This is a genomic window from Microcystis sp. M113S1 (genome assembly GCF_020246945.1).
In the GTDB taxonomy this organism is placed as follows: Bacteria; Cyanobacteriota; Cyanobacteriia; order Cyanobacteriales; family Microcystaceae; genus Microcystis.
In genome coordinates, this window is record NZ_JADBSA010000019.1 from 31,549 (window position 1) to 41,371 (window position 9,823).

The 9,823-nt window shown below is 40.1% G+C and carries 12 protein-coding genes; 6 read left to right on the forward strand and 6 right to left on the reverse strand.

The annotated features are described in order from the left end of the window. The 3 genes from IM319_RS01270 (at position 1) to IM319_RS01280 (ending at position 3,637) form a co-directional block, all read left to right on the forward strand. A complete protein-coding gene (locus tag IM319_RS01270; protein ID WP_287734318.1) occupies positions 1-1,281 on the forward strand; it encodes a vWA domain-containing protein in 1,281 nt (426 codons plus the stop codon). Positions 1,282-1,310: 29 nt separating this feature from the next. Beyond that, positions 1,311-2,165 (forward strand): ARC6/PARC6 family protein, encoded by an 855-nt coding sequence (locus tag IM319_RS01275; RefSeq protein WP_287734319.1) that lies wholly within the window; start codon positions 1,311-1,313, stop codon positions 2,163-2,165. Between the two features lie 95 nt (positions 2,166-2,260). Further along, on the forward strand, positions 2,261-3,637 hold the full coding sequence (locus tag IM319_RS01280) for a serine hydrolase (protein WP_287734320.1): 1,377 nt from the start codon (positions 2,261-2,263) through the stop codon (positions 3,635-3,637). Between the two features lie 344 nt (positions 3,638-3,981). On the opposite strand, the gene IM319_RS01285 is transcribed toward IM319_RS01280, so the two are convergent. The 4 genes from IM319_RS01285 to IM319_RS01300 all read right to left on the reverse strand — a co-directional run bounded on the left by IM319_RS01285 (position 3,982) and on the right by IM319_RS01300 (position 6,875). Next, complete coding sequence (locus tag IM319_RS01285; protein WP_287734321.1) at positions 3,982-4,860, reverse strand: SDR family oxidoreductase; 879 nt, start codon at positions 4,858-4,860, stop codon at positions 3,982-3,984. Between the two features lie 3 nt (positions 4,861-4,863). Further along, entirely contained in the window at positions 4,864-5,172 is a 309-nt protein-coding gene (locus IM319_RS01290; RefSeq protein WP_002737657.1) for a hypothetical protein, read from the reverse strand. Positions 5,173-5,284: 112 nt separating this feature from the next. Further along, positions 5,285-6,346, reverse strand: a complete 1,062-nt coding sequence (locus IM319_RS01295; RefSeq protein ID WP_287675454.1) for an ABC transporter permease — start codon at positions 6,344-6,346, stop codon at positions 5,285-5,287. A 10-nt stretch (positions 6,347-6,356) separates the two neighbouring features. Further along, positions 6,357-6,875, reverse strand: coding sequence for an adenine phosphoribosyltransferase (locus IM319_RS01300; RefSeq protein ID WP_008197822.1), 519 nt, complete (start codon positions 6,873-6,875; stop codon positions 6,357-6,359). Between the two features lie 98 nt (positions 6,876-6,973). Between IM319_RS01300 and IM319_RS01305 the strand changes: the two genes are divergently transcribed. Beyond that, entirely contained in the window at positions 6,974-7,600 is a 627-nt protein-coding gene (locus IM319_RS01305) for a DUF3038 domain-containing protein (RefSeq protein ID WP_002799452.1), read from the forward strand. 2 nt (positions 7,601-7,602) lie between these two features. Next, entirely contained in the window at positions 7,603-8,256 is a 654-nt protein-coding gene (locus IM319_RS01310) for a DUF4335 domain-containing protein (RefSeq protein WP_287734322.1), read from the forward strand. A 10-nt stretch (positions 8,257-8,266) separates the two neighbouring features. Here the strand turns inward: IM319_RS01310 and IM319_RS01315 are convergent, their stop codons facing one another. Both IM319_RS01315 and IM319_RS01320 read right to left on the reverse strand, forming a co-directional pair. Beyond that, the gene (locus IM319_RS01315) at positions 8,267-8,620 is read right to left on the reverse strand and encodes a HigA family addiction module antitoxin (protein WP_271971324.1); all 354 of its coding nucleotides are present in this window, start codon (positions 8,618-8,620) and stop codon (positions 8,267-8,269) included. Between the two features lie 15 nt (positions 8,621-8,635). Continuing rightward, a complete protein-coding gene (locus IM319_RS01320) occupies positions 8,636-8,920 on the reverse strand; it encodes a type II toxin-antitoxin system RelE/ParE family toxin (protein WP_149107350.1) in 285 nt (94 codons plus the stop codon). A gap of 233 nt (positions 8,921-9,153) precedes the next feature. Here IM319_RS01320 and speD point away from each other — a divergent pair, with 233 nt between their 5' ends. Next, the gene (gene speD / locus IM319_RS01325) at positions 9,154-9,561 is read left to right on the forward strand and encodes an adenosylmethionine decarboxylase (RefSeq protein WP_002759529.1); all 408 of its coding nucleotides are present in this window, start codon (positions 9,154-9,156) and stop codon (positions 9,559-9,561) included. The last annotated feature ends 262 nt before the right edge of the window (positions 9,562-9,823 follow it).

Here is a 9,823-nt window from a genome sequence, read left to right on the forward strand (position 1 = left end):
ATGTTAAGCGCTCTTATTACCCCAGCTTGGGGAATTAAACCTGAAATCACAGATATTGAGGACATCGACGATAAAGTGACTCTTCAAATTCAAGTGACAGGAGAAGAAAGTAAACCGATTATGGGTCTAGCTGAAAGCGATTTTCAGCTTAAAGTTCTTGATAAAAAAAACAACAAAACTTATCAAGGAAAACAACTGCCTTTTGACTGGAAGTCTCCCCGAGAAACGACTCCTCCTGATGCTTGGATTGTCGTTCTCATCGACTTTAGTGGCAGTATGAATTGTTCTCAGGCTCTCAACACAAAATGTGATGCCAAAGCGGTTGCTAAAGGAAAGCGAAAATTAGATGCAGCAATTAACGCGCTGGGAACATTTATTAAATTAGCCTCAGAGCGTAAAGGCAAAACCTATTTATCTATTGTTCCCTTTGGGGTAGAAGGTAAAAATGACAAGCCTGGAGCCTGTGATTATTACCCAAAAGTTACTTCAGAAACTCTCGATAAGTTTAATTTCGTGCAAGATGTTAAACAAACTAATTTTCTAGGTCTAGATCGTTTTTCTGATAAAACTCCTTGTGCAACGACCAACTTCTATCAAGCTCTCAAAGAAACCGTCAATTTTTTTAAAAACGATAAAGAAGGTCGTTTTTATCCTAAAGATAAAGAAGGAAAACCTTTAAAACCTCAACCACGACTCTCAATTATTCTCCTTTCTGATGGCTTTGATAATAATAGTAATTATCAAGAAGTTCAGAAAACTTTAGCAGTTCTTCAGAACAATAAAGATATTGTTGTTCATACCCTAGGATATGGCTTAACCCCACAACAATTAGGCAAAAAATATTCCTTAGGTAAACCTGCTGTTCGTCGAGATATTAATAACCCCAAATTATCCCAAGCAACTAGAGAGCAACTAGAAAAAGAATTTGTAGATCAAAAACAGTTAGCGGAAATTGCAAAGTTAACAGGAGGAGTTACTGAATTTGCTGGTGATGCTGATGAAATTGCCGAGAAATTAGAAATTTTCCTTGATGCGATTCAAGGACGATACGAAATCAGTTATATACAACCCAACGTTCGACGAGGAGGCGAATATGTAGCCACAGTTTCTACTCAAAAAGTAGCATCACAATCTAAACCTTATACCCTTGATTTTTTTGGGCGTACACTTCCCTTAGAAACCAGAATATTAATGCTTATTTGTATTTTTCTTGCTCTTGGTTTGGGAGGAGTTATTCCTTTTTATTATTGGGGAAAATGGTTAAAAGAAAAACAAAACTAATACTAAATATTTTCGGCACTTGTAAAGTTATGAAACAAATCCTGATTTATTCATCTCTCTTTCTTCTCAGTAGTTGTAATTTTCAGTTTAATCAACCTCAAAAAACTTCAGAATGTCCTCAAAAACCCACAGCTATTCTCATTGCAGAAAATCTAGAAAATGTTAACCTAACAACTAAAACTATCACCAAATCTAATCAGGTTAGTTCTACTAAAGCTGTCGGATACACCTTTAAAGGAAAGTCAGGACAAACCCTTAGCTATAACACAGATGATGATATCTGTGTGTGGCTTTATAGTCCAGACAATCAAATTTTACAAGGAACAAAATTGCCAGAAGATGGAAAGTATTTGCTGCAAATTGCTGCCCCCAAAGGTTCTAAAACCTTTAAGATAGAAATGAGTTTAGAAACGCTCGCTTCTTCCCCGACACCGACACCAAGACTCTCTCCATCTCCCTCACCTTCCCATGATCTCACACAAGATGAAGCAGAAAAACTTGTTAAACGTTGGTATGAAGTTAAAAGACAGGCTTTCGGTTCTTCTTTTGACGACACCTTAGTAAAGCAATACGCCACCGGACAACTTTATTCTAACACCTTAGAAAAATGTAATGATGGAATCTGCGGGGGGACAGTGGGTTGGCTGCGCTCTAAAGGCTGTTATTATACTTATGATTTTTCCAATATCAATGAGATAGTCTCTTTTGCTCCTTCAGGTTCGTCACCTTCAATAACGGTCAATGTCACGGAACAACTTACACTCCATGGTCCCAGAAGTGCTGGATGTGGAACCCCAACCCAAACTTATCAAAAAAATGTTACCTATTGGTTTCAAAAAAATAACGGTGTTTGGAAAATAGAAAAATATAAGGTAGGAACCTAATCATGGAAAGAAAAAGAAGAAAGTCAATAAAAGTCAGAACACAATCGAAAACCTACCATATCCAGTGGTCTAGGTTTTTGCCCATCTTAATTTCTTTGTTTATAACATCTGCAATCACTCTATATTTTATCTTAAACTCCTCCAAAAACGAATCCTGTACAATAACTAAACTATCGTTAATTGACAGCGTTCCTAAATCTCTAGAAGGTCGAGTTTCTCCTAATCGAGTCCAATGCTATAAATTTCAAGGCATTCAAGGACAGCAATTACAATTAACAACTAATAAAAAAATAAGCTTGATTTACCCAGGTAATCAATCTCAAAATCTCCAAGGCGATTATCAAACGATTCTGTCCGAAACAGGTGACTATTCGCTAGTCATAGAGACGCAAGAAGATAACTTAGATTATCAAATTAACCTGATAGTAAGCTCGCAAAATACAACTAATCTGCCTAGAAAAACGCCCGTTACTGATTTTTCTTTAATACCTTTAACACCTCAACTTCCTAGTCAGCCTAATCGGCTAACTTATAACATTCAACAGTCGCCTACTTTTTATCAAGATCAAGAATTGCAGAAAATCGTTGACAATATTGTAAGTTTAGCTCAATCTAGAAAGTTACCAATAGATAAATTGTCTATCAGTTTAGTTGACTTAAATCAATCTGAATGTTGCGCTTATGCTGCTTATCAAGATAGTGAATTTAGATATCCCGCTAGTATTGTCAAGCTTTTCTGGCTGGTAGTTCTCTATAGTCAATATTATTATCAAGGAATTGAGCCGAATCAAATTCCTCCAGAAAAACTAAAAGTTATTTCTAAAATGATTAAAGATTCCGATAATGAATCAGCGAGTATCATTGTTGATGAAATTACTCAAACCAAATCGATTCAAAAAGACCTCGCACCAGAAAAACTCAAAGTCTGGATTAGCAAACGTTACGCTCTTAATGATTTTTTTGCATCCTATTTTGTTGATTCTGTTAATTACCCCCTGAATATTAGTCAGAAAACTTTCCCTATTCCCAATCTACTCGAAGATCCAGCAGGACCAGACCAACAAATTCGTCAGCTTAACGGCAAAAACTCACCACCGAGACGAAATTATTTAAATACCTATAGCGTTGCTAGATTGGTGCTCGAAATTGAACAAGGAAAAGCCATTTCGCCAGCTTATAGCCAAGCGATTAAAGAATTAATTAAACGAGATTTACATCCTCAAGCGTGGAAAGAAAAACCTTTTAATCCTATCCAAGACTTTTTCGGTCAATCTCTCCCCGTTAAAACTCAATTTTATGCTAAAATGGGCTGGACATTTAATAATCGAAATGATGCGGCTATTATCGTCAGTCCTGATAACAAAGCTCATTATATTTTAGTTGTCTTTGGAGATGAAAAAAAGTTTTATCAAGACAAAGAGTTTTTCCCGATTCTTTCACGACAAGTTTATAACCAAATGCTTAAAAAATGACTTAAGAAAAGACTAGAATAGGAGATAATTCGGGAGAATAAGTAGGTAAATATGCCGATTAAATTGCAAAGGGTAGTTCAAATGATTCTGGTTCTGATGGAGTTGCCGCCAAGATTATATACATCTGTACTGAATAAAAAAAGTGCAGGACTTTTAGGGTATTTTACCTTTTTCCTATGGGCATTTCAGGCTTTTTCAACATACCCTACTTAACTTTTCGCAATCCTTTAGAAAGATAAGCAACGAAAAAAGCTAACACTCCTGTCATCCCTACCTCAAAATAATTAGTCATGAGAATAGCGGTAAAAAAAAGGAGCAAGATAATTAATATAGTTCGCTTTGGTTCAGATAATTTCATCTCTAATTGCCTCTAATTCGGTTTTAATACTTAATGGTTGATAACCCAAAGAAAAAGCGAGAGAACTATCAAGAGAAACATCCTGCGGACGCGGCGCAATCATGGGAACATCGGACTGTAAACAGGGTTTTATTTGTTCCCTAGTAATGTTAAAAACTGCCGCCATTAGTAAACCAAATTGATAACGAGAAACTCTTTCTTTACCCCCTAGATGAATAATACCTTGCACTTTTTCTAGAGCTAAAAGTAAACCATTCACCGCACTATTAACCCCAACAGCAGTACGATATTCGTCAGTAAATAGAGATAATTCTTTTCCCTCTTGGAGGGTTTTTAAAAAGGGTTGGAGAAAACTATTAGCGGTGGGAGAAGGGGAACCAAACATCAAAGGCATTCGACAGATAGCCGCCCAAGGATATATTGCTAAAATACCCTTTTCTGCCGCTACTTTTTGCTCACCATAGATACTCAAGGGAGAAACCGGATCATTTTCGGAATAGGGGGCATTTTTACCATCAAAAACTAAATCGGTAGAGGTAAAAACTAGCGGTATTTGATATTGACTACACAAACGGGCAATTTCTAGAGAAGCTGTCAGATTAATTGCCTCGGATGCTTGGGGAAATTCTTGACAGAGATTCGGTTTTGATTGGGCAGCCGCATGAATTACTGCGTCGGGTTTAATCTGTTGAAAAAGTTCTTTAACTGCGGCTAAGTCTGTTAAGTTAATTTTAATTAAATTTGGGTCATTACTATTGACATTGTGATTAAAATATGTACCGAAACTGGCCCAGGATGAGCGAGTTTTTTGGTAAATATGCCAACCTAAAAACCCACTAACTCCAGTGATTAACAGCGTTTTCATAGTTTAGAGATTAAATCCTTTTTCGTAGGCTAAAAACTGTACCTGTGGTTCCAACGGTTCACTAACTAAACCAATTCCTGCAAATCCCCATCGCTGCATCAGTCCCTTTAATTGTGTTCCTGAGAGAGTTTCCACTGAAAAATTATTGGCTAAATCCTGAGCATGGGTATTGATATAACTTAAAGCATCGTAGGATTCTTTAAACAGAAGCAGATAACTAGCCGGAGTTTCGCTTTCACCTTTTCTCAGACGCGCCACTAGATATTGTCCGTCTTGTTTTGACCTGAGTAAATAATGTGTAGTTGCTAACATATTTTGTTAAGTAAAAAGTGAAAAAAGGGGTTGGGGGTTAGGGGTTAGGGGTTGGGGGTTGGGTTTTGGGGTTTTAGGGTTTTGGGGTTTTAGTTGAATTTCCCCATTTCCCCTACTTTAAATCCTCCAATTTAATTCTAGGATCTACAGCTTTGAGAAGTAAATCAGCCAGGAGATTACCGATAATCAACATAGTAGCACCCATCATTAAACTGCCCATAACTAAATATAAATCTTTAGCCGTCACAGCTTGCAGAATTAAACGACCTAATCCGGGCCAGTTAAAGAAAAATTCGGCGATAAATGCCCCACTTAACAAACTGGAAAATTCAAAGCCCAAAAGAGTTATCAGGGGATTAATAGCATTGCGTAAAGCGTGGACATAGATAACTTTATTTTCCGGTAAACCTTTCGCCCTCGCGGTTTGAATATAATCCTGTCGAAGAACATCTAATAATTGTCCCCGCATCAATCTTTGTAATCCAGCAAAACTGGTAACTGTCAGGGCAATAGTTGGTAAAATCATGTGCCAAGCGATATCTAAAACTTTACCGATAGGGGAATATTCCGAATAGTTAATACTGGTCATATCACCCACCGGTAAAAGCGGCGAGACATTTTGGGCGAGAATTAGCAGTAAAAGGGCAGTGATAAAACTGGGGAAACCTTGACCAACATAACTGATAACTCGGAAAAATTTATCGATAAATTGGTTTTGTTTGACGGCGCTGAGAATGCCCAAGGGAATCGCAATCGCCCAGGTTAAAATGATGGAAGTCAAAGACATTAATAACGTCGCTGGAATTCTCTCTAATAATAGGGAAGACACGGGACGAAAATAGGTAAAACTCAGACCAAAATTAAACTGAGTTACCACTTGCCATAACCATTTAAAATACTGGACAATCGGCGGGTCTTTTAAACCAAAAAGGGCAATATATTGTTCTTTAGTTTCCTGACTAATCTTGGGATTAAGGTCAAGCAAAGCCAGAAAACCGCCGGGGGTTAATTGGATAATAGCGAAACTCAAAGCCGAGGCCAACAACAGAGTTAATAAACCCTGGAGAACACGCTTGACAATATATAAAAAAGTTTCGCTAGTTAGGAGAGATTGTAACCCATTAGCACTCGATCGAGCGGTTGCATCCTTATAATTATCATCAGTCGCCGTCATAGAAAAAAACCTAATAATCGATGAGGGTAATAATCGGTAAATCGGGTAATTTTTCCCGACCACCGAGGTCGATTAACTCGATGATAAAAGCAAATCCTAAAACCTCGCAACCAATTTTTTCTAATAAATCGGCCGTCGCTTTCGCCGTCCCTCCCGTCGCGATCAAATCATCGACAATTAAGACTTTATGATGGGCCGCCACCGCGTCTTGATGAATTTCGAGGCTATCGCTTCCGTATTCCAAATCATACTCGATACTGTGAACGGCGGCGGGTAATTTGCCCGGTTTCCGGACAGGAATAAATCCCGCTTCTAATTGGTATGCTAAAGGAACACCAAAGAGAAAACCCCTGGATTCCATACCGACAATGTAATCAGGGGATAAACCGTAATCGCGACACTTTGCCGTTAGGGTATCGATCGTGTAACGTAATCCTTGGGGATGATTGAGTAGGGTAGTAATATCGCGGAAGACAATACCCGGTTTGGGAAAGTCGGGAATATCGCGAATAAGTGATTTCAGATCCATTCGGTTTCCTTGTCTCGTAAAATGGGGGACAGCTATCTATACAATACAATTTACAATATCCTGACTCGATCGCCCTTGTGTTTTAGTTCTCCTATATCATGACCTCTACTAGCCTAACGCCCGAATCTACAGCATCAGCCCCAGAAAAACCAGTTATTTTAAGCGTTTTACCCGATTTTCCGATTGCCAGTCAGCAATGCGCCCTACATCTCCAACAGCATATCGATTTAATGCTATTAGCGTTGGAATCCTTAGAAGTCGGTGCCGGGGAAGCCCTGTTAGCCCTCTGTAAAGAACTAGGACTCGATAAAATTGTTAAAAACCGGATTATTTTCTGGCGCTTACGCTGTACTAATCCATGGCGAATTTCCTACACCCTCGACCGTCTCACCCTTGACCAAGCAAAAGCTTTAGTTATCATTGCCAGTTATCGGGCCAAACCTCTAGCTATATCCATCCGACAATTACTGTTAGCGCGGCAACAGATGGAATCAAAGGGTTTACCCGTGGATAATAATTTTCTTTTATCAGAATACCTAGAAAGATTTCGCTCCAATTTTCGCAGTCGCATGAACCCCCGCCGGGCCAAAGTATCGGTTTATCTAGCCGATGAAAATGCTTTAAATGAACTGGCTTTATCCCTCCTCGATCAGTTATTATTTTGTACTGGTACGACGGGAATGCAGCGGTTTTGGATTAGTTTATTTGATGGGGAGATCGTGTAGAGATGAGAAGACAGTATAGCTTGCCCAATTGTACCCTGATTCTCGATGGTTTCGGCGATGATTTCGCCCCAGCTAACCCCAGTGATAGCCGACCTTTACTCTCAATTTTGACTAACGTAGAATGTCGGTTAATCGGGGCCAATAAAGTCCTGCAAGGTGGTCGGGTTTTCTTGGAAAATTTAGTACAAGCGGTCAGTCAGTATGCCCAAGAATTTTTGAGTGGTGTTCGTCATCCCCAAGACCCCGTCCATGAACCAGATCATGTGTACCTAGAAAAGATGGACCAGAATCTCCATCGTCTGGTTTGGTATCCATCAACGGACTTGAATATCCCGGAAAGTCCAGTCAAGATAGAAATCAGTACCGTGCAGTTATTCGATTTAATAGAAGCGATTGACCAATTTTTTGCCGATACTCGCACTTTACCCGACCTAACCCTGAAATTACAGCCAGTTTCCCGTCGCTACCATAAGGTTAATGAATCGGTGGCCAGTCGAACAGTACCTTTTTTGGCAGGATTAGGCAGTCTTGTCGCTTGCGCCCTACTTTTCTATCTGTTACCCGTCCCCCAAGTCCGTAAACCCGAAAATCCCCCCATTCCTGCCGATTCTCCCAGTCCCACCGTCCCCACTAATCCCGTCCCCCCTCCTAGATAAAATTAGGACCCTAAGCTACATCTATAAATGGAGTGACGGGAATATGGCTATAAACTTCGGCATTCTTTGCCTGAGCTTGACGGAGATCGTAGTCTGTTTGAAGATTCAGCCAAAACTGAGGACTGTTACCAAAATATCGTGACAGACGCAAAGCTGTGTCCGCAGTGATACTACGCTTACCGGCTAAAATCTCACCGATACGAGTTTGAGCTACGCTTAAATCTTTGCTCAGTCTGTAGGGGGTAATATTGAGCGGTTCCAGAAAATCTAACTTGAGGATTTCACCGGGATGGATATTTGGCAAACGGTGGAACTGAGCTTTTACATTGAGCCTGTCGAAATGTGTCGAAGTGTTGCTGTTCATTGCATTTAGCTAATTTTAGTGGTAGTCCACTATCTCTACCTGATCAGCATTGCCTTCATCAGTCCAAATGAAGCAAATTCTCCATTGGTCATTAATACGGATGCTGTACTGGCCCTGACGATCGCCCTGCAACTTCTCCAACCGATTACCCGGTGGGACACGCAGATCATTGATCGATAACGCCGCTGCAAGGATTAGCAGTTTTCGTAGAGCGACCGATTGAATATCAGGGGGATAGTGACGAGACTGAAACCCCTCGAAAATGAGCTTAGTCTCTTCGGACTTGAAATTGACGATCATAACTGATAACTGATTAACTGATTAACTGATGATCAAATCCTAACGCCTAACGATACTATTGTCAAGCAGAAGTAAGCCCCACACCCCACACCCCACACCCTTCTCCCCTGCTCTGTCCCAGTTTTTTAGAGAAAGTAACCGAGAAAAACCAGATCTTTTTTGCACAAGTTAGAAAAATTGTGTTATACTGGTAAATCTGTGAAGGTTTTTCGATAGGGAGTATTGAAAAAAAAATGACCAAACTGGGAACCCATTTGATTGTCGATGCTTGGCAAGTACCTGCTGACCTCCTCAACGATCCCGAGCGCATTCGCCGCGCTATCCTCGATGGAATTACGGCAGGAGAAGCAACGCTGATCGATTTGTGTGTCCACCAGTTCAGTCCCCACGGAGTTACCGCGACGGCGACTTTAGCTGAATCTCATATCGCGATCCACACCTGGCCTGAACACGGCTATTTCGCCGCTGATTTATTCTTCTGTGGTGCGGGTAAACCCGTGGTTGCCATGGAAATTTTGACCAAATCCCTGCAAGCAGGTGAGATTAAAGTGCGGGAACTAACCAGAGGATTCCCCGGTCCTGGGGCAGTTTATGAAAGCAAAAAGGAAGAACCCCTTAAATCTTCCCTGGTTATGGCCTAATTTCTAGGGACTGCCTCGATAATAAGTTAGCATCACTGGCGATCGCCTAAACTGAAATCGTGATCAGGATAACCTTTGTTTTTATCGAAAATTTGGGTTAAAACCCCGTCGTTTTACGACGGCTTTAAGCTACAATGGAAAAAGCGATAACCAAGCTAAGCTAAAAACTGAACCTTGACAACAGATAGTAGGGGGTTTCGTTCAGAAAAGACTTCAAATTCGGCCTTGAACGAGTAAAACTTTCTAGGAAATAAGGTGGAAC

Excerpts from the sequence above, each read along its gene's own strand:
- IM319_RS01320 (WP_149107350.1), bottom strand. The coding sequence starts at position 8,920 with ATGATCGTCAATTTCAAGTCCGAAGAGACTAAGCTCATTTTCGAGGGG.
- speD (WP_002759529.1), top strand. The coding sequence starts at position 9,154 with ATGACCAAACTGGGAACCCATTTGATTGTCGATGCTTGGCAAGTACCT.
- IM319_RS01315 (WP_271971324.1), bottom strand. The coding sequence starts at position 8,620 with ATGAACAGCAACACTTCGACACATTTCGACAGGCTCAATGTAAAAGCT.
- IM319_RS01305 (WP_002799452.1), top strand. The coding sequence starts at position 6,974 with ATGACCTCTACTAGCCTAACGCCCGAATCTACAGCATCAGCCCCAGAA.
- IM319_RS01310 (WP_287734322.1), top strand. The coding sequence starts at position 7,603 with ATGAGAAGACAGTATAGCTTGCCCAATTGTACCCTGATTCTCGATGGT.
- IM319_RS01270 (WP_287734318.1), top strand. The coding sequence starts at position 1 with ATGTTAAGCGCTCTTATTACCCCAGCTTGGGGAATTAAACCTGAAATC.
- IM319_RS01300 (WP_008197822.1), bottom strand. The coding sequence starts at position 6,875 with ATGGATCTGAAATCACTTATTCGCGATATTCCCGACTTTCCCAAACCG.
- IM319_RS01290 (WP_002737657.1), bottom strand. The coding sequence starts at position 5,172 with ATGTTAGCAACTACACATTATTTACTCAGGTCAAAACAAGACGGACAA.
- IM319_RS01275 (WP_287734319.1), top strand. The coding sequence starts at position 1,311 with ATGAAACAAATCCTGATTTATTCATCTCTCTTTCTTCTCAGTAGTTGT.
- IM319_RS01285 (WP_287734321.1), bottom strand. The coding sequence starts at position 4,860 with ATGAAAACGCTGTTAATCACTGGAGTTAGTGGGTTTTTAGGTTGGCAT.
- IM319_RS01295 (WP_287675454.1), bottom strand. The coding sequence starts at position 6,346 with ATGACGGCGACTGATGATAATTATAAGGATGCAACCGCTCGATCGAGT.